Origin of the sequence: Mesorhizobium sp. WSM3873, from assembly GCF_001672445.1 — a bacterium.
Classification (GTDB): Bacteria; Pseudomonadota; Alphaproteobacteria; order Rhizobiales; family Rhizobiaceae; genus Mesorhizobium.
In genome coordinates, this window is the sequence record NZ_LYTM01000034.1 from 301,766 (window position 1) to 328,680 (window position 26,915).

General features: G+C 64.2%; 20 protein-coding genes and 1 pseudogene. 11 read left to right on the plus strand and 10 right to left on the minus strand.

Annotated elements, in window-relative coordinates:
• Nucleotides 1–64 precede the first annotated feature (64 nt).
• Nucleotides 65–718 (minus strand): hypothetical protein, encoded by a 654-nt coding sequence (locus A9K71_RS21090; protein WP_067000299.1) that lies wholly within the window; start codon nt 716–718, stop codon nt 65–67.
• Nucleotides 715–1,014, minus strand: coding sequence for a DUF3572 domain-containing protein (locus tag A9K71_RS21095; RefSeq protein WP_067000920.1), 300 nt, complete (start codon nt 1,012–1,014; stop codon nt 715–717). Before A9K71_RS21095 ends, A9K71_RS21090 begins: the two co-directional genes overlap by 4 nt.
• A 238-nt stretch (nt 1,015–1,252) precedes the next feature.
• Here A9K71_RS21095 and A9K71_RS21100 point away from each other — a divergent pair, with 238 nt between their 5' ends.
• Nucleotides 1,253–1,624 (plus strand): response regulator, encoded by a 372-nt coding sequence (locus A9K71_RS21100; RefSeq protein WP_027166515.1) that lies wholly within the window; start codon nt 1,253–1,255, stop codon nt 1,622–1,624.
• Between the two features lie 15 nt (nt 1,625–1,639).
• Nucleotides 1,640–3,013: a PleD family two-component system response regulator gene (locus A9K71_RS21105; RefSeq protein WP_067000302.1), complete on the plus strand. Its 1,374-nt coding sequence runs from the start codon at nt 1,640–1,642 to the stop codon at nt 3,011–3,013.
• Between the two features lie 509 nt (nt 3,014–3,522).
• Here the strand turns inward: A9K71_RS21105 and rpmG are convergent.
• From rpmG to topA, 7 genes are all read right to left on the minus strand, one after another.
• Nucleotides 3,523–3,690 (minus strand): 50S ribosomal protein L33, encoded by a 168-nt coding sequence (rpmG, locus tag A9K71_RS21110; RefSeq protein ID WP_040995604.1) that lies wholly within the window; start codon nt 3,688–3,690, stop codon nt 3,523–3,525.
• Between the two features lie 155 nt (nt 3,691–3,845).
• Nucleotides 3,846–4,304, minus strand: coding sequence for a hypothetical protein (locus A9K71_RS21115; protein ID WP_067000305.1), 459 nt, complete (start codon nt 4,302–4,304; stop codon nt 3,846–3,848).
• 97 nt (nt 4,305–4,401) lie between these two features.
• Complete coding sequence (locus A9K71_RS21120) at nt 4,402–5,577, minus strand: MFS transporter (RefSeq protein WP_067000308.1); 1,176 nt, start codon at nt 5,575–5,577, stop codon at nt 4,402–4,404.
• Nucleotides 5,578–5,596: 19 nt separating this feature from the next.
• A complete protein-coding gene (locus A9K71_RS21125) occupies nt 5,597–6,337 on the minus strand; it encodes an NUDIX domain-containing protein (protein ID WP_067000311.1) in 741 nt (246 codons plus the stop codon).
• A gap of 184 nt (nt 6,338–6,521) precedes the next feature.
• Nucleotides 6,522–6,962 carry a DUF983 domain-containing protein gene (locus A9K71_RS21130; protein WP_067000923.1) on the minus strand — a complete coding sequence of 147 codons (441 nt, stop codon included), beginning with the start codon at nt 6,960–6,962 and terminating at the stop codon, nt 6,522–6,524.
• On the minus strand, nt 6,962–9,271 hold the full coding sequence (gene rnr, locus A9K71_RS21135; RefSeq protein ID WP_067000314.1) for a ribonuclease R: 2,310 nt from the start codon (nt 9,269–9,271) through the stop codon (nt 6,962–6,964). Before rnr ends, A9K71_RS21130 begins: the two co-directional genes overlap by 1 nt.
• A 6-nt stretch (nt 9,272–9,277) precedes the next feature.
• Nucleotides 9,278–11,845: a type I DNA topoisomerase gene (gene topA, locus A9K71_RS21140; protein WP_067000316.1), complete on the minus strand. Its 2,568-nt coding sequence runs from the start codon at nt 11,843–11,845 to the stop codon at nt 9,278–9,280.
• 406 nt (nt 11,846–12,251) lie between these two features.
• Between topA and A9K71_RS21145 the strand changes: the two genes are divergently transcribed.
• The 4 genes from A9K71_RS21145 (at nt 12,252) to A9K71_RS21160 (ending at nt 17,616) form a co-directional block, all read left to right on the plus strand.
• On the plus strand, nt 12,252–12,998 hold the full coding sequence (locus A9K71_RS21145) for a cytochrome c biogenesis CcdA family protein (protein WP_067000319.1): 747 nt from the start codon (nt 12,252–12,254) through the stop codon (nt 12,996–12,998).
• Nucleotides 12,999–13,145: 147 nt separating this feature from the next.
• On the plus strand, nt 13,146–14,513 hold the full coding sequence (gene glmU / locus A9K71_RS21150; RefSeq protein ID WP_067000322.1) for a bifunctional UDP-N-acetylglucosamine diphosphorylase/glucosamine-1-phosphate N-acetyltransferase GlmU: 1,368 nt from the start codon (nt 13,146–13,148) through the stop codon (nt 14,511–14,513).
• Nucleotides 14,514–14,745: 232 nt separating this feature from the next.
• Complete coding sequence (gene glmS / locus A9K71_RS21155) at nt 14,746–16,569, plus strand: glutamine--fructose-6-phosphate transaminase (isomerizing) (RefSeq protein WP_067000325.1); 1,824 nt, start codon at nt 14,746–14,748, stop codon at nt 16,567–16,569.
• Between the two features lie 291 nt (nt 16,570–16,860).
• Complete coding sequence (locus tag A9K71_RS21160) at nt 16,861–17,616, plus strand: DUF502 domain-containing protein (RefSeq protein WP_067000327.1); 756 nt, start codon at nt 16,861–16,863, stop codon at nt 17,614–17,616.
• Here A9K71_RS21160 and recG read toward each other — a convergent pair.
• Nucleotides 17,568–19,676, minus strand: coding sequence for an ATP-dependent DNA helicase RecG (gene recG / locus A9K71_RS21165; protein ID WP_067000330.1), 2,109 nt, complete (start codon nt 19,674–19,676; stop codon nt 17,568–17,570). The two genes, A9K71_RS21160 and recG, sit on opposite strands and share 49 nt — an antisense overlap.
• Before the next feature lie 93 nt (nt 19,677–19,769).
• Between recG and A9K71_RS21170 the strand changes: the two genes are divergently transcribed.
• From A9K71_RS21170 to A9K71_RS21190, 5 genes and pseudogenes are all read left to right on the plus strand, one after another.
• Nucleotides 19,770–20,057 (plus strand): succinate dehydrogenase assembly factor 2, encoded by a 288-nt coding sequence (locus tag A9K71_RS21170; protein ID WP_067000926.1) that lies wholly within the window; start codon nt 19,770–19,772, stop codon nt 20,055–20,057.
• A gap of 7 nt (nt 20,058–20,064) precedes the next feature.
• Nucleotides 20,065–23,562 carry a transcription-repair coupling factor gene (mfd, locus tag A9K71_RS21175; protein WP_067000332.1) on the plus strand — a complete coding sequence of 1,166 codons (3,498 nt, stop codon included), beginning with the start codon at nt 20,065–20,067 and terminating at the stop codon, nt 23,560–23,562.
• A gap of 212 nt (nt 23,563–23,774) precedes the next feature.
• On the plus strand, nt 23,775–25,148 hold the full coding sequence (locus tag A9K71_RS21180) for a 3-deoxy-7-phosphoheptulonate synthase class II (RefSeq protein WP_067000335.1): 1,374 nt from the start codon (nt 23,775–23,777) through the stop codon (nt 25,146–25,148).
• 189 nt (nt 25,149–25,337) lie between these two features.
• Nucleotides 25,338–26,042, plus strand: coding sequence for a hypothetical protein (locus A9K71_RS21185; protein WP_067000338.1), 705 nt, complete (start codon nt 25,338–25,340; stop codon nt 26,040–26,042).
• A gap of 86 nt (nt 26,043–26,128) precedes the next feature.
• Nucleotides 26,129–26,823: pseudogene (locus tag A9K71_RS21190) on the plus strand (IS630 family transposase).
• The last annotated feature ends 92 nt before the right edge of the window (nt 26,824–26,915 follow it).

The window sequence follows — 26,915 nt, forward strand, 5'->3', positions numbered from 1 at the left end:
AGGCGTCTAACGTTTTCGGACGGAGCTACGGGGAGCCCAACGCTCGCACTTTTCCTGCATCGCCCTAAAGGCCGAGCGCGGCCGCAATCCTCGGCGCCGCCTCGCGCCAGTTATCGACCGAGATGATGTCGTCCGGCGTCGGCGGCAGGAAAGCGCGCAGCGAATTGTCGGCCATCAGGTGGAAGAGATGCGCGTCGGTAACCGAATTGCGCGCCGACACCAGGTTGGCGGGCTGGTCGTCGACGAAGGCGACGGGCCGGCCCTTGGCGCCGCGCAGCTTGGCGATCGCCGGACCCTTGGCCATTTCCGTGGTCAGCAGAGGGTAGTTCAGGCCAAGCGCGTCGAGATACGTCCGGCGCACGGCGCGGTGCTTGTGTGGCATCGCGGTCAGGAGCACGATCTCGGCGCGCTGTCCGAGCGACGTCAGCGCCTCCGCGGCGCCGTCGGTGATGCTTTGCCAATCGGCCTGGGCATCGAAGAAATCGCCGAGAAGCGCCGTCACTTCCGCCTGCTCGATCAGCCGGCCGGACGCCGTCTCGGCGATGTTGCCGGTGAGGCGGAAGGAGGCGAGGGTGAGTCCGAAGCCGCGCGACCTCAGGTAGTGCGGGAAGGGACGGATAAATTCGAGCACGACATCATCGACATCGAGCACCAGCAGCGGCCGGTCGTCGGCCGCCAACTCCTCGATCTGGCGCGCGGTTTCGGGATCGTCGCTCATGTCGAGCGCTCATGATCGTCATTGCCGAGCGGCAGCGCCCGCAAGGCCTTGCCGACGGCAGCCGGTGGCGTGCCAGTTTCCTCGGCAAAGCGCAAAAGCGTCGGCTCGTGGGCGAGGATGAACTGCAGCACGCCGGCAAGGAAGCCCGGCTCCGCGGCAGCGTGGCGGATCGACCGCGCCTCGATGCCGGTTATCGCCAGGAAGCGAGGCAACAGCTCCGGATCGCCGGCGACGAAGCCAAGCGCCCTGACGGCAAGGGTTTCCGCCTCCTCGCGCATTGACGCTGCGTTCGTCATCATTACCTTTTGCCGATGTGCATGTTGAGTCTTTCTTCCGCAGTAATGGCAAGCGTCGCTTGCGGCAAGTCTCAGCCGCTTCAGCCCTGCAGCCGCAAGTGGAATGGGTGTGCTTTTCCAACGGCAGGTTTGCGTTTCGTCAATCATATTGACGTAGGGTACAGGCGGGTTGGGTGCGATCCGGCAAGGACGCATGACGGCGGTCTTCGGCTCAGGGGACCGTCGGGACGGGAAATTGATGGCTAAGAAGGTCATGATCGTCGAGGACAATGAGCTCAACATGAAGCTCTTTCGGGACCTCATCGAAGCCAGCGGTTACGAAACGGTCCGCACGCGCAACGGCCTGGAGGCGCTGGATCTCGCGCGCCAGCACCGGCCGGACCTGATCCTGATGGACATCCAACTGCCCGAGGTTTCTGGCCTGGAAGTGACCAAGTGGCTGAAGGAAGACGACGAATTGCACTCGATCCCAGTCATCGCCGTCACCGCCTTCGCGATGAAGGGCGACGAGGAGCGCATCCGCCAGGGTGGCTGTGAGGCCTATATTTCCAAACCAATCTCGGTGCCGCGCTTCATCGAAACGATCAAATCCTATCTGGGCGATGCCTGAGCCGGAGCCTTTGAGATGACCGCGCGGATCCTCGTCGTCGATGACATCCCCGCCAATGTGCGGCTGCTGGAGGTTCGGCTGCTGGCCGAATATTTCGAAGTGCTGACGGCCGGCAACGGCCCGGATGCGATCGAGACCTGCGAAAACGGCAAGGTCGATGTCGTGCTGCTCGACGTGATGATGCCGGGCATGGACGGCTTCGAGGTCTGCAAGCGGCTGAAGAGCGACCCGGCGACCTCGCATATTCCGGTTGTCATGATCACCGCGCTCGACCAGGTATCGGACCGGGTGCGCGGCCTTGAGGCGGGCGCCGACGATTTCCTCACCAAGCCGGTCAATGATCTGCAACTGATGACGCGGGTGAAGAGCCTGGTCAGGCTGAAGTCGCTGACCGACGAATTGCGGCTGCGCGCCTCGACCACGCGCAACATCGGCATCGAAGAGCTGCTCAGCCGCAACTTCGCGACGGAAGACACCAAGCCCAAGGTGCTTCTGGTGGACGAGCGCAAGTCGTCTATCGAGCGTATCCAGAAGATGCTTCGCGGCAGCGCCGATCTCGACGTCGCCACCGATCCGAATGCCGGATTCTTCCAGGCCGCCGAGACCGCCTATGAATGCGTGCTGATCTCGACGGCCTTCGCCGATTTCGATGCGCTCCGGCTTTGCTCGCAACTGCGCTCGCTCGACCGCACCCGCTTCCTGCCGATCATGCTCTTGGCCGATGAGGGCGAGGAGGGCCGCATCATCCGCGGCCTCGAACTCGGCATCAACGACTATCTGACGCGGCCGATCGATCAGCACGAGCTGACGGCCCGGCTGCGCACGCAGGTGCGGCGCAAGCGCTATAACGATCAGCTGCGCGCCAGCGTCACCCAGACCATCGAGATGGCGGTGACCGACGCGCTGACCGGCCTGCACAACCGCCGCTACCTGGATAGCCATCTTGAGACGCTGTTCGACCGCGCCGTGGCGCGGCGGCGGCCGCTCTCGGTGATGATCACCGACCTCGACCGTTTCAAATCCATCAATGACGCCCATGGCCATGACGGCGGCGACGACGTTCTGCGTGAATTCGCCAGGCGGCTGCGCAAGAACGTGCGCGGCATCGATCTCGCCTGCCGCTTCGGCGGCGAGGAGTTCGTCGTGGTTATGCCGGATACCGACGGGCCCATCGCCGAGAAGGTGGCCGAGCGTATCCGCGCCGAGATCGCGCAGGCGCCCTTCGCAATCGGAAGCGGTGGCAAGACGATCGAGGTGACGGTCAGCGTCGGCGTGTCATCGGTGCTGAGGGGAGCCGATACGGTCGCGGCGTTGATGAAGCGAGCCGACCTTGCGCTCTACGAGGCCAAGAGCGGCGGCCGCAACCGGGTTGTCGCCAAGGCCGCCTAATCCATGCCACCCAATTGGTGCGCAGCAGTTTTGGCGCACCGACATGGACAAGACCAGAAGACTTAAGCGCGTTGCCTGAATCGTTGCGCCGCGATGCGGTTACCCACGGAAGCCCCAATTCCGCGTCAACCCGATAGAGTTAGGAATTTACCTTAATCCAAGCGATTCGGGAGCCGTGGTTAAGAAATGGTTGATTTTCATAAGTTCTTGAGCAAATCTGCTTGGCATAGAACGAAGACGAAGCCGGCACGAGGGTAGACTGCCCGGCTCGATCCAGAAAATACCCCATGATGCTCAGGTCCGCCGCATCTCCTGGGTCCGTGGGGTCGGCCGGCCGGCGCTGGCACATAGTGGCCTCCTCGTACCGCTGCCAACCGCCGACCGGCCCCCTTTTTCTCATGCATGATTCAGCGTCAGGCAGCCGCGGGCTTTCTTGCTCGAGCGTCCGCCCGCTGAAAACAAAAACGCCGCCCCAAGGGGCGGCGTTCGGCATTTCAGGATAAACCGGATTACTTGATCTTGGTTTCCTTGAACTCGACGTGCTTCTTGGCAATCGGGTCGTACTTACGGAACGACAGCTTGTCCGTCTTGGTGCGGCTGTTCTTGCTGGTCACGTAGAAGAAACCGGTGTCGGCGGTCGACAGAAGCTTGATCTTGATGTTTGCGGCTTTGGCCATGATGTTCGTCCGTTAATGTTCGTGGAGTTTTGGCCGCTGGAGCACGGGGAAAACACCCGGACGCGGGAAACTTGGCGCGACACATAAAGAACGCGCCCGGAAAGTCAAGCCCAAGCCCCTTCTTGCCCCGTTTTGACGCGGCGGAACTCGCCGCGTCAGGCGTTCTCCCTGACCTGCAGATCGGCCTTCTTCCAGTCGCCGCTGGTGTTCCACCAGCGGTTCGGATTGGTACGGTCGTCGAGTCCCTTGGAACGGCTGGTCAGCAGCGGCTGAATGCGGATCACAGGCTCCTGGTAGGAATGGGCCTGGAATATCGCTTCGGCGACACGGGCGGCGAGCGCCTGATCGTCGGGCAGTTCGAACGATACCTCGACCGTGCCCGGCCGCCTGCGCAACTCGATCTCGGCGCCCGCGGCAGCGCCTTCGAGCGTCCGGTATCGCTCTATGCCTTGCGCCGACTGGTACGCATTGCCGTCATACTTGCCCATGCGCAGCGGCGTGATCGCCACCACCGCCTCCATGATGCGCTCGACATCGGCCGCCGGCGCCTGGAAGGTGACGAGCAGAAGCAGTTCCATCCTGAGGGATTTGGTTTCAAAGCCGCTGTCGATCATCGCTATATCCTCGCTCTTCCTGCATCGGAGCGAGGATATAGCAGGCGGCCTGCTGACACGGTGATGTCAGCATGCCCGGTGCTGGGCGACATTTTCACTAGAGGATCTTTCGCACCAGCCTGACGAGGACCAGGAGCATGTACGCGGCAAAGAACAGCGCCAGCGACCAGCCGAAGCCCGAAGGGCCGAAGGCGTCCATGCCGATGCCGATCGCCTGCGGACCGATCACCATGCCGACGCCGTAGCAGAGCACGAAGGCGGCGTTGGCGGAGGCGAGCTCATGGCCGGAAAGCTGGGTACCCAGATGCGCAAGGCCGATCGTGTACATGGCCGCGACCACACCGCCCCAGACGAACAGAAGCGCCGCCATCAGGTGCCAGTCCTTGGCAAAGAAAGGCATGAACACGGTTCCGATGAGGCCGACCGTGGCGCAGGCCAAAAGCAGGTAGCGGCGGTCCGAGACTCGGTCGCTGATCATGCCAATCGGTATCTGCAGCAGCACGTTGCCGAGCCCGATCATGGTCAGCAACAGCGCAGCGTCGGCCTCCGAATAGCCGATGCGGCTGCCATAGACCGGGAACAGCGAAAAGCCGCCGGTCTCGACGGCGCCGAACACGAGCACGGCGAAGGTTGCTGTGGGCACCATCCAGATATAGCGCAGGAAATGGCTGGCTTCGCCGTCGGCGACGATCGCCGGGCTCTCGTTACGAGCCGCCAGCACCGGGATGGCAGCAAGCGTTACCAACGCAATGGTGACGCCGAACGGCAGGAACCCACCGGAGCCGACATGGGCGAACAGCCACGGCCCGGCGGCGAAGCCCAGAGAAAGCACCGTAGCGTAGATGCCAAGCACAAGGCCGCGACGATGCGGGGGCGCCGAGGTGCTGATCCAGAATTCCGACAGAATGAAGAGCACTGTCAGCGAAATGTGCAGCGCGACGCGGAGCGGAAACCACATCCAGAAGGCCGGCGCGAAATGAAAGCCGACAAAAGCGAGCGCGCCAACGGCGATCATCAAAAGCATGGTCTGGGCGACGCCGAGGCGCATGGCCAGCGGCGTGGCGAGCGGCGCGCCGGCGATCGAGGCGAGCCCGGCGACCGCCGTGTTGAGGCCGATCATCGAGGCCGAGTGGCCGCGCGATTCGAGGATGACGCTGAGCAGCGGCATGCCGAGGCCGATGGCGATGCCGACCACGCTGATCGAGGAGATCGCCGCAGTCATCGGCAGCCAGTGTACGCGTTCGTCGCCCTGTTGCTGGGTATCGACCGTCATCGATGTGGATGCTCTGCTTCTAAAGGACTTCGCGAACGAAGCGGTTTCGGATGAGCCGGAAGAACGGCACTGCGCCGCCCGGACGCAGTAACGGATCGCGGGCGAGGCGCCTTTCCAGTTCTTCCAGGATCATGCGGGTGATGTCGGGAATATCGGCCTTGCGGGCGTTGCCAAGCGGTAACCAGACGAGCTCTTCCAACTCGTTGGTTGGACCGCCGTCGGGCAATTCGACGGCAACATCCTCACGCCAGGCGCTGAAGAACCGGGTATCGAAGCGGCGCACGCGGTTGGGCGGCGTGATGGCGCGCGCAATAAAGCGCAGGGCGTCCAGCGACGGTGCGACGCTGTGTTCGACGAAACCCTGCCAATCGCGCTTGGCGGTGGCGAACGGGCCTTTACGACCGATCAGCAGGCCGGCTTCCTCGTAAGTCTCACGAATTGCCGACATGGCGATGGCGCGCGCCCGTGCGGCACTCGCGCGGCCGGGGCCGCTCACAAGCCTCGCCTCTTCCTCAGGATGCAGCGGGGCAGCCACCGGAACGCGGCTGTCGGCGGGATCGGTGCGGCCCCCGGGGAAGACGAATTTTCCCGGCATGAAGGCGTGGCCGGCGTGGCGGCGGCCCATCAGCACCAGAACGTCGCTGGCTCTCCTGTCGAGCAGGATCAAGGTTGCGGCATCGCGCGGGCGAAGCGGCCGACCGCCGTGCACGGCCAAGCCTTTATCGAGCTTGTCGACATCCGCCTTGGTCATTCCTTCCATGCGCTCGACCTAGCGGAAACTTCTCGAACGCGAAAGTGGCTTACGTGTTCGGGCCTTTGCACCAGCCCGGACCAAACGTCGCTGCCGGAGCAATTCCAGGAAAAAACGCGCAGCGGTTCTCGATCTGGAATTCCACTGCTCGGAGATGGTCGTTGTTTGTATCAAGGACAGAACCGCTCCAGGCTTAGAGATGCGGCTCGAACTCGTCCTTCTCGCCGCCGAAGCCGTGCATATAGAGCGCCCATTGCAGGCCGATGACGGCGCCTTTGACCGGCTGCAACAGCGCGACGGCCAGAATAATGGTCAGCGGCACCCAGATCAGCGCGTGCTGCCAGGTCGAAAGCGTGGTGGCGGCCTCCACAGTCATGAAGGCGCCAACCACAATGTGGCCGACGATGACGATCACCAGATAGGCGGGAAGGTCGTCGGCGCGATGGTGATGAAGCTCCTCGCCGCAGACGCCGCATTTGTCGACGGGCTTTGTGAAGGCGCCGAACAGCTTGCCTTCGCCGCAATGCGGGCACCGGCCAAGCATGCCGCGCTTGATTGCCGTCCACAGCGGACGCGCGACGTGGCCCGAATGGTGCTCGCCGCCGAAAACCTGTTCTTCCATGCCCTTCGACATCATCTTCTCCTGCCGCGGGGACCCATGCGCGACTGCGACGCGCGGGCGCGGCCCTTGGTCTTGTGGAACGACCGTCGCGAGCCTGGCAGCGGCTTCGGGTCGCTCAGCATTTCGAAACGCATCGCGCCCGCCATCGGCGCAACCTCGAGCAGCCGCACCTCGACGCGGTCGGCTAGTTGGTAGCCCTTGCCAGTGCGCTCTCCGAACAGCGATCGAGCGGTTTCATCGTAGATATAGTAATCGCCGTCCAAACTTGACACCGGGATGAAACCATCGGCGCCATACTGCGGCAATTGGACAAAGAGTCCCGCCTTGGCGACGCCGGAGATGCGAGCGTCGAAGGTGTCGTTGATGCGCTCGGCGAGATAGGCCGCGATCAGCCGGTCGACCGTGTCGCGTTCGGCCGCCATGGCGCGGCGTTCGGTGGCCGAGATCAGCGCGCCGACCTCTTCCAGGCGATCCGCTTCCTGCTGCGTCAGGCCGCCGGGACCGAGGCCGAGCGCGGCAATCAGTCCGCGATGCACGATGAGATCCGCATAGCGCCGGATCGGCGAGGTGAAATGCGCGTAGCGTCTCAGGTTGAGACCGAAATGGCCGATGTTCTTCGGCGAGTATTCGGCCTGGCTCTGTGAGCGCAGCACCACTTCATTGACCAGCGCCTCGTTGTCGGCGCCGCGCACCCGCTCCAGAATGCCGTTGAACTGTCCGGGCCGCATCTGCGCGCCGCGCGCCAGCGACAGGCCAAGCGTGTGCAGGAACTCGCGCAGCGATTCCTGTTTCGCCAGCGACGGCGCGTCGTGGATGCGGTAGACGAGCGGCTCTTTCTTGCCTTCAAGCGTCTCCGCGGCCGCGACATTGGCCTGGATCATGAACTCCTCGATCAGCTTGTGGGCGTCGAGGCGCTCCGGCACGACGACCCGGTCGACGGTACCGTCGGGCTTGAGCAGGATCTTGCGTTCCGGCAGCTCCAGTTCGAGCGGCTGGCGGCTGTCGCGGCCGCGCTTGAGCACGGCATAGGCGTCCCAGAGGGGCTTCAGAACGCCTTCGAGGATCGGCCCCGTCTTGTCGTCGGGCACGCCATCGATCGCCGCCTGCGCCTGCGGATAGGCGAGCTTGGCCGCCGATTTCATCATGATGCGGTGGAAGGAGTGCCTGAGCTTGCGGCCTTCCGCCGAAAAGGTCATGCGCACGGCGATCGCGGGACGGTCCTCGCCTTCGCGCAGCGAGCAGAGGTCGTTGGAGATGCGCTCGGGCAGCATCGGCACGACGCGATCCGGGAAATAGACCGAATTGCCGCGCTTCAGCGCCTCGCGGTCGAGCGGCGTGTCGTAGCGGACATAGGCCGCGACATCGGCGATTGCCACAGTGACGATGACCCCGCCGTGATTCTTCTCATCCGTATCGGGCGTGGCGAACACCGCGTCGTCATGGTCCTTGGCGTCGGCCGGATCGATGGTAACCAGCGGCAGATCGCGCCAATCCTCGCGCCCGGCAAGCGCCATAGGCCTCACGGCGTCGGCTTCGGCGATCACATCGGCCGGAAAGACGTGGGCGATGTCGTGGGCGTGGATTGCGATCATCGAGACCGCCTTCTCGCTGGTCAGCGAGCCCAGCACCGCCAGCACCTTGGCCCGCGGCAGGCCGTAGCGCGAAGCGCGCGCCGGCTCGACCTCGACCAGATCGCCATTTTTGGCGCCGTTCTGGAATTCCTTGTCGACGATCAACTCGGGCTGGCGGCGTTCCACCGGCTCGATGCGAAAGGTGCCGTCCTTCAGCACGCGGAAGACGCCGAGCACGGCTTCGCTGCGCTTCTCGAAAATCTTCATGACCCGCCCGGTATAGGCGGGGCCTGAGGGATCGTCGGTCGGGAAGGTCTTGGCGAGGACGCGGGCGCCGATGCCCGGAACCGGGCCGCTGGCGCCGCGCGAAATGCGGATGGCGATCACGGGCGGCGAGCCCGGGCCGGTGTATTCGCTCGGATGCGCCAGAAGCACACCGTCGTTATCGCGGCCGAAAATGTCGAGCACGGCGACATGCGGCAGGGAGCCGGCGCGGGTGAGCCGCTTGCGGTTCCTGGTCAGCAGGCCCTCATCCTGCAGGTCGCGCAGCAGATCCTTGAGCCAGATGCGGTCCTCGCCGCGCAGCGCGAAAGCCTTGGCTATGTCGCGTTTTCCGGAGCGGTCGGGGTTCTCGGCGATGTAGCGCAGGATTTCGTCGCGCGAGGGCCGGTAGTCATCCTTGACCACCTTCGCCCTGGTGTCGGCGCTGCGCGGATCGCCGTGACTTCTTCCGGAGATCCTGCGCGCCACGTCGTGCTATCCTTTCTTTGCCGCCCGGCGGAACGGCTTCTTGCCGCCTCCGCCCTTGGCTTCCTTCTCGGCAATCAGGGCGATTGCCTCGTCCATCGTCACCGATTGCGGATCCTTGCCCTTGGGCAGCGTGGCATTGACCTTGCCGTAATTGACGTAGGGTCCGTAGCGGCCGTCGCGCACGACGATCTTGCCGCCGCCGTCGGGATGCTCGCCCAGTTCCTTCAACGCAGCCGGCGTGCTCCCGTTGCGGCCGCCCTTGCCCTTCTGATGCTTCTCGGCGATCACCGAAACGGCGCGGTTCAGGCCGATCGAGAACACGTCCTCGATGCTTTCGAGATTGGCGTAGGTGCCGTCGTGCAGCACGAAGGGTCCGTACCGCCCAAGACCGGCCGAGATCATCTTGCCGGTTTCCGGATGCTTACCGACATCGCGCGGCAATGCCAGCAGCGCCAGCGCCTTCTCATGGTCGATCGACTCGGCGGTCCAGCCCTTGGGCAGGCTCGAGCGCTTGGCGTCCTTGCCTTCGCCGCGCTGGATGTAGGGGCCGAAGCGGCCGCTCCGGAGCGTGATCTCCTCGGCGGTGTATGGATCCTTGCCGAGCAGCTTGACGCCGTCGTCGCCGTTGCCGTTCTCGCCGTTGGGATTGGCGGCGTCGCCAAGCTGGCGGGTATAGGAGCATTCCGGATAATTCGAGCAGCCGACGAAGGCGCCGAATTTACCGAGCTTCAGCGACAGATTGCCGGTGCCGCATTTCGGGCAGACGCGCGGGTTTGAGCCGTCCTCCCGCGCGGGGAACACCAGCGGCGCCAGCTCGTCGTTGAGCGCATCGAGCACGTCTGAGACGCGCAGTTCCTTGATGTCGTCGACGGCGCCCGAAAAATCCTTCCAGAAGTCGCGCAGCACGTCCTTCCAGGCGAGCTTGCCGTCGGAGATCTCGTCGAGCTTTTCCTCGAGCGAGGCTGTGAAGTCATATTCGACATAGCGCTCGAAGAAGCTTTCGAGGAAGGCCGACAGCAGCCGGCCCTTGGCCTGCGGCACCAGCTTGCGCCGGTCGATGGCGACGTAGTCGCGGTCCTCGAGCGTCTTCAGGATCGCCGTGTAGGTCGACGGCCGGCCAATGCCGAGCTCTTCCAGCTTCTTGATCAGCGACGCCTCGGAATAGCGCGGCGGCGGCTCGGTCGTGTGCTGGGTGGCGTTGATCGCCTCGCGGGCAAGCTGCTCGCCGGCGCGGATTTCGGGCAGGCGGCGGCTTTCCTCGTCCTCCGCGTCCTCGTCCTTCTGGTCGGTGTAGGCGGCGCTGAAGCCGTCGAAGCGGATGACCGAGCCGACCGCGCGAAGCTCGGCGGTGCGGGCGCCGTTGACCGCCTCGATCTCGACCGTGGTGCGCTCGATCTCGGCCGGCTGCATCTGGCTGGCGATCGCGCGCTTCCAGATCAGCTCATAGAGGCGCGCCTGATCGGCATCGAGATATTGCCTGACCGATGCCGGCGTGCGCTTGAAATCGGTAGGGCGGATCGCCTCATGCGCTTCCTGGGCGTTCTTGGCCTTGACCGAATAATAGCGTGGGTTTTCGGGCAGGTATTTCGCGCCGAACTCGCTGGCGATGGCATCGCGCGCCGCGGTGATCGCCTCCGGCGCCATCTGCACGCCGTCGGTTCGCATATAGGTGATGAGGCCGGCGGTCTCGCCGCCGACATCCATGCCTTCGTAAAGCTTCTGCGCCACCTGCATGGTGCGGTTGGCCGAGAAGCCGAGCCGCGAGGAGGCGGCCTGCTGCAGCGTCGAGGTGGTGAAGGGCGGGCCCGGATTGCGCTTGGTGGGCTTGGCTTCGACCGACAGCGCCTTGAAGGTCGCACCTTCGAGCATCGCCTTGATGTCGTCGGCCCGGGCCTTGTTGGCGATGTCGAGCTTCTGCAGCTTCTTGCCGGCATAGGCGGTCAGCCGCGCCTCGAAACTGTCGTTGCGCGGCGTGTTGAGGATGGCGGCGATCTGCCAGTATTCCTCGCGGACGAAGCGCTCGATCTCGGATTCGCGGTCGCAGACCAGCCGCAGCGCCACCGACTGCACGCGCCCGGCGGAACGGGCGCCCGGCAGCTTGCGCCACAGCACCGGCGAGAGGGTGAAGCCGACGAGATAGTCGAGCGCGCGGCGCGCGAGATAGGCGTCCACCAGCGGCGCATCGATCTGGCGCGGATTGGCCATGGCCTCCATTACCGAGGTCTTTGTTATGGCGTTGAAGACGACGCGGCTGACCGGCTTGTCCTTCAGCGCGCGCTTCTGCCTCAGCACTTCCAGCACATGCCAGGAAATCGCCTCGCCCTCGCGATCCGGGTCGGTGGCGAGGATCAGCCCGTCGGCGTCCTTGACCGCCTTGGCGATGTCGGCGAGGCGCTTGCCGGAGGCGGTGTCTACCGACCAGGACATGGCGAAGTCCTCGTCCGGGCGCACCGAGCCGTCCTTGGCCGGCAGATCGCGGACATGGCCGAACGAGGCCAGGACCTTATAGTTCTTGCCCAGATATTTGTTGATTGTCTTCGCCTTGGCCGGCGATTCGACGACGACGACGTCCATGAGGTCTCTTATCAGCTGTGAGGCGGCGGAAGAGCTCCGCGGCGCACGACGAAATCCCACTCTTTTCGTCGCTCACATGGCCGTGCTTTTGCAATCGGTCAAGGGGACAGGCCCAATTTGCGAACTGGCCGACAGCGATACACTCTTAGAGTGTATGGCGGAGAACACATTTTTTGGCGCACCGACGGATCGTGTCTTGGCTCGGTCTTTTACCGAGGGGAGTCGCCGACAGAACCAGCATCGGCCCGGCGGTACGCGGACGGCACGCGGCACTGGCGCGCCATCCATTGAACGCGCAGCGGCCGCCGCTTCTTCCTCGGCTAGCGACCACGCGCCACACAATGGTGATTGGCACGAGGGCGCCGGCATCGCTATATCGGCGCCAGCACAACCGGGGCATCGTGAAATGGCATTGGACATCGGCTATGTCAGCGCGGTCGGAGCAGGGGCGATCTCGTTCCTGTCGCCGTGCGTGCTGCCGCTGGTGCCGCCTTATCTTTGCTACATGGCCGGCGTTTCGGTCGACGATTTCCGCGGCAACGCCGGCGCGACGGCGCGGGAAGGCGCACGTGGCGCGCTGCTCTATGCCTCTGTTGCCTTCGTGCTCGGCTTCTCGACCGTCTTCGTCGCGCTTGGCGCCGGCGCCTCGACGATCGGCCGGCTGCTGCGCGTCTGGCAGGAACCGCTGGCGATGGTGGCCGGCGCGCTGATCATCATCATGGGCCTGAATTTCCTCGGCATCGTGCGCATCCCGCTCTTGTCGCGCGAGGCGCGCTTCCAGTCGCAGGGCAAGCCGGCCAGCATGATCGCCGCCTATGTCATGGGGCTGGCCTTTGCTTTCGGCTGGACGCCCTGCATCGGCCCGGTGCTGGGGCCGATCCTGACTTTAGCCGGCGGCCGCGAGACGGTGGGCGAGGGCGCGCTGCTGCTCGCCGCCTATTCGCTCGGGCTCGGCATCCCCTTCCTGATCGCGGCGCTGTTTTCCGGCGCCTTCATGCGCTTCCTGGGAAAATTCCGCGTCCATCTCGGTCGCGTGGAAAAAGCGATCGGCGCGCTGCTCGTCGTCGCCGGCGTGTTTTTTCTCACCGGTGGCGTGCAGAGCGCATCCTACTGGCTGCTGGAAAACTTCCCGGCGCTCGGGCGGCTCGGGTGATCTGCCACTTCGTGCACAGGATCGAATTGTGGACCCGACGATCAAGAGTCCAGGTGATCCGCTGTCTCACCGGAATTTAACCGCATTGGTGCAGCATCACGCCGCTGCTAGCATGCGATGATTTGAATCCTTTCATACGGTTGCCCTATGAGCCAGAGATCCTGCCTGTCCGTCATCCTCGCCGCCGGCGAAGGTACGCGCATGAAGAGCGCGATGCCCAAGGTGCTGCACGCCATTGCCGGCCTGCCGATGGTGGCTCATGTGGTGAAGGCCGCTGAGGCCGCCAGGGCAACGGGTCTGGCGCTGGTGATCGGCCACGGCGCCGACGAGATGCGGAAGGCGGTGCAGAAATTCGCGCCGAAAGCCGAGACCTTCGTGCAGGAGAAGCGGCTCGGCACGGCCCATGCGGTGCTTGCCGCGCGCGAAGCGATAGCGAAGGGCTACGACGACATCCTCGTCATGTTCGGCGACACGCCGCTGATCGATGCGGCAGCGCTGGCTGCCGCGCGGCAGAAGCTGGCGGAGGGTGCTGCCGTTGCGGTGATCGGCTTCCGCCCGCCCAGTCCGACAGGCTATGGTCGGCTGATCGAGAAGGGCGGGCGTCTCGTCGCCATCAGGGAGGAGAAGGACTGCTCCGAGGCGGAAAAAAAGATCGGCTTCTGCAATGCCGGGATGATGGCGGTGGCCGGCAACCAGGCGCTTCGGCTGCTCGACAAGGTCGGCAACAACAATGCCAAGGGCGAGTTCTATCTCACCGACATCGTCGAGCTCGCCGGCGCGGACGGGCTCGATGTGGTGGCCACGGAGGCGAGCTTCGAAAGCGCGCTCGGCATCAACAACCGGGCCGAGCTCGCCGAGGCGGAAGCTATCTGGCAGGCGCGCCGGCGGCGCGACGCGATGCTTGCCGGCGTGACGCTGATCGCGCCTGAAACCGTCTACTTCTCGCACGACACCGAGATCGGTGCCGATACGATCGTCGAGCCGCATGTCTGGTTCGGCCCGGGCGTCAAGATCGCTTCAGGGGCGAAAATCCACGCCTTCAGCCATATCGAAGGCGCCACGATCGCTTCCAATTGCGATGTCGGGCCGTTCGCGCGGCTGCGGCCGGGCGCTGATCTGCGGCAAAAGGCCAAGGTCGGCAATTTCTGCGAGGTCAAGCAGGCAACGATCGAGGAAGGCGCCAAGGTCAACCACCTGACTTATATCGGCGACGCGCGGGTCGGTGCTGGGGCGAATATCGGCGCTGGCACCATCACCTGCAACTATGACGGCTTTTCCAAATTCTTCACCGATATCGGCGAGGGCGCGTTCGTCGGCTCCAACTCCGCGCTGGTGGCGCCGGTCACGATCGGCAAGGGTGGCTACATCGCTTCGGGCAGCGTGATCACCGAGAGCGTGCCCGACGATGCGCTGGCCTTCGGCCGCGCCCGCCAAAAGACGCTGCCCGGAAAAGGCAAGGAACTGCGCGAGCGCTTCGCGTCGGCGACCGCGGCGAAGAAAAGAGCCGCGGAATGATCGTCAAAGGACGTTTGCTGGGCCGGCGCCGCTGGCGCCAACCATAAATGATCGAGCACCGCGCCGCAAAAAACCAACCATTTGCAGTAACTGGATTGCAAGCGCGGCGTGTCATGGTGCATCAGTCGCAAAACCGTTCCGGGTGACACCGAACGAAACGCAAAGTGACTTTCGCGGCAGGCCGGCCATCCGTAAATAGCGCTGGGTTTTCGCGGGGAATCGGGGGCAGCGCATGTGCGGTATCGTTGGAATTGTCGGCCATTCACAGGTCGCGCCGCTGATCGTCGATGCGCTGAAGCGGCTCGAATATCGCGGCTATGACTCGGCCGGCGTCGCCACCATCGAGAATGGCACGCTCGGCCGCCGCCGCGCCGAAGGCAAGCTCATCAATCTCGAACGCCGGCTGAAAGAAGATCCGCTGGAAGGCACGATCGGCATCGGCCATACCCGCTGGGCGACCCATGGCGTGCCGAACGAGACCAATGCGCATCCGCATTTTTCCGAAGGCGTCGCGATTGTCCACAACGGCATCATCGAGAACTTCGCCGAGCTGCGCGACGAGCTCTCCCGCGATGGCTACAAATTCGCCTCTCAGACGGACACCGAGGTCGTCGCGCATCTGGTCGCGCGGGAGCTCGCCAAGGGGCTGAAGCCGGTCCAGGCAGCGCACCAGGCGCTGAAGCGGCTCTCGGGCGCGTTTGCGCTGGCGATCATGTTCAAGGGCGACGAGGATCTGATCGTCGGCGCCCGCAACGGTCCGCCGCTTGCCGTCGGCCATGGCGACGGCGAGATGTTTTTGGGCTCGGACGCGATCGCGCTGGCGCCTTTCACCAACGCAGTCACCTATCTCGAAGATGGCGACTGGGCGGAAGTGCGTCGCAACAGCGTCACCATCTATGACGCCGACGGCAACAAGGTCGACCGCAAGCGCCAGCAGTCGCTCTCGACCAGCTTCATGGTCGACAAGGGCAACCGCCGCCATTTCATGGAAAAGGAAATCCATGAGCAGCCGGAGGTGATCTCGCACACGCTGGCGCATTATGTCGATTTCGTCTCCGGCGTGTCGAGGCCGCTCGATCTGCCCTTCGACTTTGCCAAGATCGGCCGGTTGGCGCTCTCGGCCTGCGGCACCGCCTATCTGGCCGGGCTGATCAGCAAATACTGGTTCGAGCGCTATGCGCGGCTGCCGGTCGACATCGACGTCGCCTCGGAATTCCGTTACCGCGAGATGCCGTTGTCCGGGAACGACGCGGCGTTCTTCATATCGCAGTCGGGCGAGACCGCCGACACGCTGGCTTCCCTGCGCTACTGCCGCCAGGCCGGCATGAAGATCGGCGCGGTCGTCAATGTGCGCGAATCGACCATGGCGCGCGAATCCGACGTCGTGCTGCCGACGCTTGCCGGGCCGGAGATCGGAGTCGCCTCGACGAAGGCTTTCACCTGCCAGCTCTCCGTGCTGGCCTCGCTCGCAGTGCGGGCCGGCGTGGCGCGCGGGACGATCTCGCGCGATGAGGAGAAGCGGCTGGTGCGCGAGCTTTCCGAGGCGCCGCGCTTTGCCACACAGGTGCTGAAGCTCGACGAGCAGATCGAACGCATCTCGCGTGAGCTGTCCCGCTACAAGGACGTGCTCTATCTCGGCCGCGACACCAATTTTCCACTAGCCATGGAAGGGGCGCTGAAGCTCAAGGAAATCTCCTACATCCACGCCGAAGGCTATGCCGGCGGCGAGCTGAAGCACGGACCGATTGCGCTGATCGACGAAAACATGCCGGTTATCGTGATCGCGCCGCATGACCGCATCTTCGAAAAGACGGTTTCCAACATGCAGGAAGTCGCGGCGCGCGGCGGCAAGATCATCCTGATCACCGACGCCAAGGGCGCGGCCCAGGCCGGCATCAAGTCGATGGAGACGATCATCCTGCCCGAAGTACCTGAGATCATCGCGCCGATCATCTACGCGCTGCCGATCCAGATGCTCGCCTATTTCACCGCGGTGTTCATGGGCACGGATGTCGACCAGCCGCGCAATCTGGCGAAATCGGTCACGGTCGAATAGCACTGTCACTGCTTCTTTTGGGCACCGTAGTTCGAAGTATGGCTTGCCGATGGCCCTTTCACTCCTCGGCGGGCGTCGCGGAATGGATCCTCGGGTCTACGCCGCGTCGCTTCGCTCCTTGCTCCGCGCGTGGATGACGAAGGGAGGGGTGTTGCAGCCAGTCGCGAACGCAGGAGCTTCATTTGGAACGCTGAAAGCCGCTTCATAGAGCGCGCTCTTTAAAAACTTCGCAGTTCCAAACCGAATTGCGGTTCACTAAAGTTCAACCGCAATCTGCGCCGCGGTGATCCTATGTCCGACGCCCTGAAGACCTCTGGCATGACCCGGCTCAGGAATTACTTCCTGACAGGCTTCATCGTCTGCGCGCCGCTGGCGATCACCGCCTACATCGCCTGGTCGCTCATCGGCTGGGTCGATTCTTGGGTGAAGCCCTACATTCCCGCCCGCTACAACCCCGACACCTACCTGCCGTTTCCGGTCCCCGGCTTCGGGCTGATCGTGGCGCTGGTGCTGATCACGTTCATCGGTTTCATGACGGCCAACATCGTCGGCCGCGCAATCGTCAATTTCGGCGAGCGGCTGCTTGGCCGCATGCCGCTGGTGCGCGGCATCTACCGCTCCCTGAAGCAGATTTTCGAGACGGTGCTGTCAAACAAGGGCGACATGTTCCGCCAGGTCGGGCTGGTCGAATATCCGCGCAAGGGAGTCTGGTCGCTGGTCTTCGTCGCCAGCGAGAAGGAAACGGAGATCAACCAGAAGCTCGACCAGGAAGGCGATCCGTTGATCGCGGTGTTCATGCCCTGCACGCCGAACCCGACCACAGGCTTCCTGATGTATGTTTATAAATCCGAGATCGTGCTGCTCGACATGACGATCGAGGACGGCGCCAAGCTGATCGTTTCGGCCGGCATGGTGGCGCCGGAGGTCAAGGCCAAGCTGGTGACGCTGAACGGCGAGCCGATCGAAGGGCCGCTTGCCAATCCGGCGCTGGGCGCGGCTCAGCCGGCGCGCAGCAGCCGCACCGCCTCGTCGCGCCCGAACAGGTAGAGCAACAGCCTAAGCGCCTCGCCGCGCCCAGACTGCAATTCGGGGTCGCGCGACAGGATCAGCCGTGCGTCGTCGCGGGCGGCTTCGAGCAGGTCGGCATGGAACTCGATGCGCGCGACCTGGAAACCTGGCGTGCCGGACTGGCGGGTGCCCAGCAGCTCGCCTTCGCCGCGCAGCTTCAGATCCTCCTCGGCGATGCGAAAGCCGTCCTCCGTCTCGCGCATGACCGACAGCCGGCGCTTCGCCGTCTCACCGAGCGGATCCTTGTAGAGCAGCACGCAGGATGAGGGCTTGTCGCCGCGCCCGACCCGTCCACGCAACTGGTGCAACTGGGCAAGGCCGAAGCGCTCGGCATGCTCGATGACGATGATCGTGGCGTCCGGCACGTCGACACCGACTTCGATGACGGTGGTGGCGATCAGGATACGCGTCTCGCCCTGCTTGAAGGCGCGCATCGCCTCGTCCTTTTCCGCGCCCTTCATGCGGCCATGCACCAGGCCGATCTGGTCGCCGAAGAGCGGCTTCAGCGAAGCGAAGCGGTCTTCCGCCGACATCAGCTTGATCTCTTCGGATTCCTCGACCAGCGGACAGATCCAGTAGATCTTCTGACCCTCGGCGACGGCGTCGACCATGCGCCCGACTAACTCGTCCAGCCTCTCCATTGGCAAAGTGACGGTGCGTATCGACTGGCGGCCCGCCGGCTTTTCGGTGAGCTTCGAGACATCCATGTCGCCGAAGGCGGTCAGCACCAGCGTGCGCGGAATGGGCGTCGCCGTCATCACCAGCATATCGGGCGCGTCGCCTTTGGCGGTGATGGCGAGACGCTGGTGGACACCGAAGCGATGCTGCTCGTCGACGACGGCAAGCACGAGGTCGTGGAAGGTCACCGTTTCCTGGAACAGCGCGTGCGTGCCGACGACGAGATCGATCGCACCGCTGGCGAGGCCTTCCAGTGTTTCGGCGCGTTCGCGTCCCTTCTCCCGGCCGGTTAGGACGGCGACGCTGAGGCCGGCTTTTTCCGCCAGCGGGGCGATGGTCCCCAGATGCTGCCGCGCCAGGATTTCGGTCGGCGCCATCAGCGCAGCCTGGCCGCCTGCCTCAACCGCGCGCCCCATGGCAAGCAGCGCGACCACCGTCTTGCCGGAGCCGACATCGCCCTGCAGCAGACGCAGCATGCGTTCGGGGTCGGCCAGGTCGGCGTTGATTTCGCCGAGCGCGAATTCCTGGCTGGGGGTGAGCCTGTAGGGCAGGGCAGCGCGCAGTTTCTCGACAACGCTTCCATCGCCGACCAGCGGCCGGCCCGAAAGGCGGCGGATTCTGGCGCGCACCAGCGCCAGCGACACCTGCCCTGCCAGGAGCTCGTCATAGGCCAGGCGCCGCCAGGCCGCACCCTCGACGGCAACGTCGATCGGGTCCTTGGGATAGTGGATGCGGGTGAGCGCATCGCCGAAGGACGGAAAGGTGTGGCGGCGCATGAAGGCGTCGTCCTGCCATTCCGGCAGTTCCGGCAAGCGGCCGAGCGCCTGTCCGATGGCGCGGCGCAGCACTTTTGCGGAAAGGCCGGCGGTGAGCGGATAGACGGGCTCGACCAGCGGCAGGCCCTCGGCCTCATCGAGCGGCGCGATATGGTCGGGATGAACCATGGTCGGGCGGCCGTTGAACCATTCCATGCGGCCGGAGATTACGACGCGCTCGCCCTCCGGCAGCATCTTCTGCAGATAGGCGGCATGGGCATGGAAGAAGGTCAAGGCGATCTCGCCGGTGTCGTCATGGGCGTAGATCCGGTAGGGCACGGACCTGTTGCCGCGCGGCGGCGGCTGGTGGCGGTCGACCCGTACCTCGAGTGTTACGATCTGGCCTTCGGCCGCTAGCGCGATGCCAGGCCGGTTGCGGCGGTCGATAACCGTGTTGGGCAGCACGAACAGAAGATCGGCGGCGCGCGCGGCGCGGTCGCCGAGATCGGCCGGCACGACACGTTCGATCATGGTCCCGACCTTCTGGCCGACGCCGGCGAGCGAGGTGATCGGGACGAACAGGGGATCGAGGATGGAAGGACGCATCTCATCAGCTTATGTCGCGGAGGCCGCAGCGCAAAGGCTGACACCAATCGCTATCCACGCTATATGCGCCGCTTCGAACAGGGATGCAGCGCGATGACCGGAACACAGCGATCAAGCGAGGGACTGGACGTCCGCCGCCGCAAGCTCCTGTTCCGCTCCTGGCATCGCGGCATGCGCGAGATGGATCTCATCCTGGGATCCTTCGCCGATGCCGAGATCGGCGCCTTGACCGCCGACGAAATCGACCAATATGAAAAGCTCCTCGAAATCCCCGACACCGAATTCCTGCCGATGATCACCGGCGAGCGCCCGGTTCCGCCCGATATCGATTGCGCGGTGCTGCAGAAGATCCTGGCGTCGCGCCGGACCATGACATTTTGAAAGAAGCATGAGTCTCATTCCCTCCATTGGCCTGCCGAAGGGCCGCGCCGGCCAGTTCATCGTCGATGGCGTCGCCGACGGTTACGAAGCTTTCGCGCTGGCGCGGACGGCGCAGGAGATCGCGCCCGACAAGCCGGTGCTGTTCGTCGCACGCGACGGTCAGCGGCTGCCGGCGATAATCGATGCGCTCGCCTTTGCCGCTCCCGGCCTCCCGGTTCTGGAACTGCCTGCCTGGGACTGCCTGCCTTACGATCGTGTCTCGCCGGGCGCGGATGCCGCCGCGCGGCGGCTCGACGCGCTCTCCGCCATCGTTGCGCTGGCGAAAAAGCCGCACCGCGCCGTTATCCTCACGACGGCCAATGCGCTCTTGCAGCGCATTCCGCCGGCCGAACTGATCGAGGCGCAGACCTTCCACGCCAAGCGCGGCAACCAGATCGACATGAACGTGCTGATCGCGCGGCTGGAGAATTCCGGTTTCGAGCGCGTGCCGACCGTGCGCGACGTCGGCGAGTTCGCGGTGCGCGGCGGCATTCTCGACCTCTTCGCGCCCGGCTGGAGCGAGGCGCTGAGGCTCGACTTCTTCGGCGACACGCTGGAATCGATCCGCGTCTTCGACGTGGCGACCCAGCGCACGACCGGCCAGCGCAAGTCGATGGCGCTGCAGGCGATGAGCGAGGTGGCGCTGACGCCGGAAACGATCAGCCGCTTCCGCCGCTCCTATATCGAAGCCTTCGGCGCGCCGTCGCGCGACGATGCGCTCTATGCAGCCGTCAGCGAAGGACGGCGCTTTGCCGGCATGGAGCACTGGCTGCCTTTCTTCTACGAGCAACTGGAGACGGTGTTCGACTATCAGCCGGACGCGCCTGTCATCTTCGATCATCTCGCGCATGAGGCGCTGGCCGAGCGCCATACGCTGATCCTCGATCACTATGAGGCGCGGCGGAAGCAGGCTGACGGCGCGCTGAAAGATGCCGTGCCCTATAGGCCGGTGGCGCCGGATCTGCTCTATCTCTCGCCGGAAAATCTCAAAGCCTCGCTCGGACCGCGCGAGGACATTGATTTCACCGTCTTCGACGCACCCGATGTCGGCGGCAAGAAGGTCTTCCATGCGGGCTCGCGGCAAGGCCGCAGCTTCGCCGAGGAGCGCGCCGACCCGAACAGCAATGTCTTCGACGTGGTGGTGAAGCATATTGCCGACGAGCGCGCCGCGCGCCGCCGCGTCATCGTCGCCGGCTGGACCGAGGGCTCGCTCGACCGCCTCGGCCAGATCCTCGCCGAGCATCATCTCGGCAACCTGAAACCGGTGGCGACTCTTTCCGAGGTCGAAAAGCTCGAGCCGGGGCAGGCCGGTCTTGCCGTGCTGCCGCTCGAATCCGGCTTCGAGACCGACGGGATGGTCGTCGTCGCCGAACAGGACATTCTAGGCGACAGGCTGATCCGCCGCTCCAAGCGCAAAAAGCGTGCCTCCGACTTCATTGCCGAAGCATCGTCGCTGTCATCCGGCGACATCGTCGTTCACGCGGACCACGGCATCGGCCGATTCATTGGTCTGCGCACCATCGAAGCGGTCGGCGCACCGCATGACTGTCTCGAAATCCACTATGCCGGCGACGACCGGCTGTTCCTGCCGGTCGAAAACATCGAGCTCCTGTCGCGCTACGGTTCGGATTCGGCGGAAGCGCCACTCGACAAGCTTGGCGGCGGCGCCTGGCAGGCGCGCAAGGCGCGGCTGAAGAAGCGGCTGCTCGACATGGCCGGGCAATTGATCCGCATCGCCGCCGAGCGGCAGATGCGCGCAGCACCCGCCATGATTCCGGCCGACGGCCTTTATGGCGAGTTCGCGACGCGCTTTCCCTATGAAGAAACCGACGACCAGCAGACGGCGATCGATTCTGTCATGGACGATCTCGGCGCCGGCAGGCCGATGGATCGGCTCGTTTGCGGCGACGTCGGCTTCGGCAAGACGGAAGTGGCGCTGCGCGCCGCCTTCATCGCGGCGATGGAAGGGTTCCAGGTCGCCGTCGTGGTGCCGACGACGCTGCTGTCGCGGCAGCACTTCAAGACCTTCTCGCAACGCTTTTCCGGCCTGCCGATCCGCGTCGCGCAGGCATCGCGCCTGGTCGGCTCCAAGGAACTGGCCGAGACCAAGAAGGGCGTCGCCGACGGCACGGTCGACATCGTCGTGGGCACGCACGCGCTGCTCGGTAGCTCGATCTCCTTCAAAAATCTCGGCCTGCTGATCATCGACGAGGAGCAGCATTTCGGCGTCAAGCACAAGGAGCGGCTGAAGGAGCTCAAGAATGACGTGCATGTGCTGACACTTTCGGCGACGCCGATTCCGCGCACGCTGCAGTTGGCGCTGACCGGTGTTCGCGAGCTGTCGCTGATCGCCACCCCTCCGGTCGACCGCATGGCGGTGCGCACTTTCATCTCGCCCTTTGATCCGCTGGTCATCCGCGAGACGCTGCTGCGCGAGCGCTACCGCGGCGGCCATTCCTTCTATGTCGTGCCGCGTATCAGCGATCTTGCCGAAATCCATGATTTCCTGAGAGAATCCGTGCCGGAGCTGAAAGTAGCGGTCGCCCACGGCCAGATGCCGGCTGGTGAACTCGACGACATCATGAACGCCTTCTATGACGGCCAGTACGACGTGCTTCTGTCGACGACCATCGTCGAATCCGGCCTCGACATTCCGACCGCCAACACGCTGATCATCCACCGAGCCGATATGTTCGGTCTGGCCCAACTCTATCAGTTGCGCGGCCGCGTCGGCCGCTCGAAGGTGCGAGCCTATGCGCTGTTCACGCTGCCGGCCAACCGCAAGCTTACCGATACGGCCGAGCGCAGGCTCAAGGTGCTGCAGTCGCTCGATACGCTCGGCGCTGGTTTCCAACTTGCCAGCCACGACCTCGATATCCGCGGCGCAGGCAATCTCCTCGGCGAGGAACAATCCGGCCACATCAAGGAGGTCGGTTTCGAGCTCTACCAGCAGATGCTGGAGGAAGCGGTGGCCGAAGTGAAGGATTCCGGCGAAGTGCTGGATGGCGGCTGGTCGCCGCAGATCGCGGTGGGCACCGCGGTGATGATCCCGGAGAGCTATGTGCCGGACCTGCAGCTCAGGATGGCGCTCTACCGCCGCCTTGGCGACTTGGAGACCACCGAGGAGATCGACGGCTTCGGCGCCGAGCTGATCGACCGCTTCGGGCCGCTGCCGGAAGAAGTGACGCATCTGTTGAAGATCGTCTTCATCAAGGCGCTTTGCCGCAAGGCCAATGTCGAGAAGCTCGATGCCGGCCCCAAGGGCGTCGTCATCCACTTCCGCAACCGCGAATTCCCCAATCCGGTCGGACTGGTCAAATTCATCGGCGAGCAGGGCTCGCTGGCCAAGATCAGGGCCGACCACAGCGTCGTCTTCATGCGTGACTGGCCGAATGCCGAGAAGCGGCTGGCCGGCTCGGCTGTTGTCATGACTCAATTGGCGCGGCTGGTCGACAAAGCTGCCTGACGCCTTCACACCGGCATCCGAGCAGTTCAAGGCATTCGCCACTGCTGAAATTCCCGGCTAGAATAGAAAATCGGCTTCGTGTAAGGAGCCGCGACCTCTGATTGGGGTGGGAATGGCGGGCGAGACCGCTCGCCAGTTTGTTTTGACGCAATTCCGGACGTAAACCGTTCACAGTTTTCCTGGAATTGCTCTGAAGAGTTTTGGGTGCAGCGATGACAAAATGGTCGCCGAATTCGTGGAGAGCAAAGCCGATCAAGCAGGTTCCGGCCTATCCGGACCTTGCGGCGCTGGAGGCCACGGAAGCCCGGCTCACCACCTATCCGCCGCTGGTGTTTGCCGGTGAAGCGCGCAAGCTGAAGAAGCAACTGGCGGCGGTCGCCGCCGGCGAGGCCTTCCTGCTCCAGGGCGGCGACTGCGCCGAGAGCTTTGCCGAGCATGGCGCCGACAACATCCGCGACTTCTTTCGCGTCTTCCTGCAGATGTCGGTGGTGCTCACCTTCGCCGGCGCGCAGCCGGTGGTGAAGGTCGGCCGCGTCGCCGGCCAGTTCGCCAAGCCGCGCTCCTCCGACAGCGAGACCAAGGCCGGCGTGACGCTGCCGAGCTATCGCGGCGACATCATCAACGGCATCGAGTTCGACGCCGCGTCGCGCATCCCGGATCCCGCAAGGCAGGAGATGGCGTATCGCCAGTCGGCGGCGACCCTCAATCTCCTGCGCGCCTTCGCGCAAGGCGGCTATGCCAGCCTGGAGAACGTGCATCGCTGGATGCTGGGCTTCGTTGCCGACAGCCCGCAGGGCGAGAAATACGAATCGCTCGCCAACCGCATCACCGAGACGATGGATTTCATGCGCGCGGTGGGCATCACGTCGGAAACCAATTTCGCGCTGCGCGAGACCGATTTCTACACCAGCCACGAGGCGCTGCTGCTCGGCTACGAGGAGGCGCTGACCCGCGTCGATTCGACTTCCGGCGATTGGTACGCGACTTCGGGCCATATGATCTGGATCGGCGACCGCACCCGCCAGCCCGACCATGCGCATGTCGAATATTGCCGCGGCATCGAGAATCCGCTCGGCCTGAAATGCGGTCCGTCGCTGACGCCGGACGGCCTGCTGGAGCTTATCGACCTGCTCAACCCCGAGAATGAGCCCGGACGGCTGACGCTCATCGCGCGGTTCGGCTCCGACAAGGTCGCCGAGCATCTGCCGAAGCTGGTGCGGGCGGTGAAGAAGGAGGGCCGCAACGTGGTGTGGTCTTCCGACCCGATGCATGGCAACACGATCGAGGCGGCCGGCTACAAGACGCGGCCGTTCGACCGTATCCTGAAGGAAGTGCAGACCTTCTTCGAGGTGCACCGCGCCGAAGGCGCGCATCCGGGCGGCATCCATGTCGAGATGACCGGCAAGAACGTCACCGAGTGCACCGGCGGCGCCCGGGCCATCACGGCGGAAGACCTGCAGGACCGCTATCACACCCATTGCGATCCGCGCCTCAATGCCGACCAGGCGATCGAACTGGCCTTCCTGGTCTCGGATCTGCTCAAGAAAAGCCATACGATCCAGCACAAGCAAGCCGCGAACGCCTGAGCGGCCTGCCAGCGATCGAACCGGGGCGTCGGACAAAGTCCGATGCCCTTCTCGCTTGGGCCGATCCTGCGAGGCGCCGGCCGCCGAAATCTTACGAAAATTTATAGTTACGCGACCATCGCAAGACCAAGATTGAGGTGGAGGTGTCGCCCGCGGTCGAAAAACCGCGCACACGACACAGGTCCCCCCATGCGCCACGAGCATGCCATCGTTCATCACCGCGCGATCGATTTCTGGTCGGCGCGGGCGGCGGTGCTTGTCGTTATCTGCCTGCAGCTTCTGGTCATCAACGACCTGTCCTTCGGTCCGCGGTGGCTCGCGCCCGCGATCGAGGCGGCGCTGCTCGTACCTTTGTCGATCGCAACGGCCTGGACGCAAATGGCGACTCAGAAGGCCGTCGATCACGAGCATTGGTATGCGATCGGCCGGTTTCGCGTCTTCATCCGCCGTACCGCCTTGGTCATGACCGGCGTCATCAGCATCATGAATTGCGGCTCGCTGGTCTTTCTGGTCCAGAAGCTGCTGGCAGGCCATGCCGGCGCCGGCACGACGCTGCTTGTCGACGCGCTCAACATCTGGGTTACCAACGTCATCGTCTTCGCGCTGTGGTTCTGGAGCACCGACCGCGGCGGCCCGCCGACCTGCGGCCTGGTCAAGCGCGCACATGCCGATTTCCTGTTCCCGCAGATGACGCTGTCCGATCGCGAGATCCGCGACTGGCTGCCCGGCTTTGTCGATTACGTGTTCCTGGCCTTCACCAATGCGACGGCGTTCTCGCCGACCGACACATTGCCGCTCACTCAGCGCGCCAAGCTCCTGATGATGGCCGAGGCAATGATCTCGCTGCTGACGATCGCGCTGGTCGCCGCGCGTGCGGTCAACATTCTGGCTTAACTAGAGCGTCGGACCATCAGATTGAATCGCGAAGGATTCCGCTGATGTAAGGTTTGTGATTCACTTCCTTGTGGAGGTGATTTGCCATGCCCAAGCCCTATTCGCTCGATTTGCGTGAACGTGTTGTGCGGTTTGTCGAGGCGGGCCATTCTCGGCGTGCGGCGGCGGCACATTTTGAGGTGTCGGTTTCGTTCGTCGTTATCGTGATGAGGAACTATCGAGAGACCGAGAGCCTGGCGCCCAAAGCCAGTGGTGGCCGCCGCCATTCCAAGCTCGATCCGCATCGTGCGTTCCTGCTTGGTTGTGTGGCCGAGAAGGACGACATCACCATGCCGGAGCTTGCCGCCCAACTGGTTATTGCTGCAGGCGTCCANTGGAAGACGCAGACCTTCATCGCCGGGCTGCGCTGCCATGGGCTTACCGCCCCTTTCGTCGTCGACGCGCCGATGAACCGGCGCATCTTCGAGACCTACGTCGAAACGCAGCTCGCTCCGACGTTGGCAAGGGGGATGTCGTCATCCTTGACAACCTCGCCGCCCACAAGAGTCCAGCCGCCGAGGCAGCCATCAGGGCCAGAGGCGCATGGCTGCTCTTCCTGCCGCCCTACAGTCCGGATCTCAACCCGATCGAAATGGCCTTCGCCAAGCTCAAGGCGCATCTGCGCGCAAAGGCCATCAGAACCATCGACGCTCTGTGGCAGGCCATCGGCGATATCTGCAATCTGTTCTCCTTAATAGAATGCAGAAACTACTTCACTGCCGCAGGCTATGGACTCACATGAAAATCCGCCGCTCTAGCATGCACATAGATGCCAGATTGGCGACCGCTTCGGAAAGGAGGCCGGTAAGCATGCCGCCGGTTGCCAGATGAGCG

Coding starts and splice junctions, on each gene's coding strand:
- A9K71_RS21090 (WP_067000299.1), bottom strand. CDS start 718: ATGAGCGACGATCCCGAAACCGCGCGCCAGATCGAGGAGTTGGCGGCC.
- A9K71_RS21095 (WP_067000920.1), bottom strand. CDS start 1,014: ATGACGAACGCAGCGTCAATGCGCGAGGAGGCGGAAACCCTTGCCGTC.
- A9K71_RS21100 (WP_027166515.1), top strand. CDS start 1,253: ATGGCTAAGAAGGTCATGATCGTCGAGGACAATGAGCTCAACATGAAG.
- A9K71_RS21105 (WP_067000302.1), top strand. CDS start 1,640: ATGACCGCGCGGATCCTCGTCGTCGATGACATCCCCGCCAATGTGCGG.
- rpmG (WP_040995604.1), bottom strand. CDS start 3,690: ATGGCCAAAGCCGCAAACATCAAGATCAAGCTTCTGTCGACCGCCGAC.
- A9K71_RS21115 (WP_067000305.1), bottom strand. CDS start 4,304: ATGATCGACAGCGGCTTTGAAACCAAATCCCTCAGGATGGAACTGCTT.
- A9K71_RS21120 (WP_067000308.1), bottom strand. CDS start 5,577: ATGACGGTCGATACCCAGCAACAGGGCGACGAACGCGTACACTGGCTG.
- A9K71_RS21125 (WP_067000311.1), bottom strand. CDS start 6,337: ATGGAAGGAATGACCAAGGCGGATGTCGACAAGCTCGATAAAGGCTTG.
- A9K71_RS21130 (WP_067000923.1), bottom strand. CDS start 6,962: ATGTCGAAGGGCATGGAAGAACAGGTTTTCGGCGGCGAGCACCATTCG.
- topA (WP_067000316.1), bottom strand. CDS start 11,845: ATGGACGTCGTCGTCGTCGAATCGCCGGCCAAGGCGAAGACAATCAAC.
- A9K71_RS21145 (WP_067000319.1), top strand. CDS start 12,252: ATGGCATTGGACATCGGCTATGTCAGCGCGGTCGGAGCAGGGGCGATC.
- glmU (WP_067000322.1), top strand. CDS start 13,146: ATGAGCCAGAGATCCTGCCTGTCCGTCATCCTCGCCGCCGGCGAAGGT.
- glmS (WP_067000325.1), top strand. CDS start 14,746: ATGTGCGGTATCGTTGGAATTGTCGGCCATTCACAGGTCGCGCCGCTG.
- A9K71_RS21160 (WP_067000327.1), top strand. CDS start 16,861: ATGTCCGACGCCCTGAAGACCTCTGGCATGACCCGGCTCAGGAATTAC.
- recG (WP_067000330.1), bottom strand. CDS start 19,676: ATGCGTCCTTCCATCCTCGATCCCCTGTTCGTCCCGATCACCTCGCTC.
- A9K71_RS21170 (WP_067000926.1), top strand. CDS start 19,770: ATGACCGGAACACAGCGATCAAGCGAGGGACTGGACGTCCGCCGCCGC.
- mfd (WP_067000332.1), top strand. CDS start 20,065: ATGAGTCTCATTCCCTCCATTGGCCTGCCGAAGGGCCGCGCCGGCCAG.
- A9K71_RS21180 (WP_067000335.1), top strand. CDS start 23,775: ATGACAAAATGGTCGCCGAATTCGTGGAGAGCAAAGCCGATCAAGCAG.
- A9K71_RS21185 (WP_067000338.1), top strand. CDS start 25,338: ATGCGCCACGAGCATGCCATCGTTCATCACCGCGCGATCGATTTCTGG.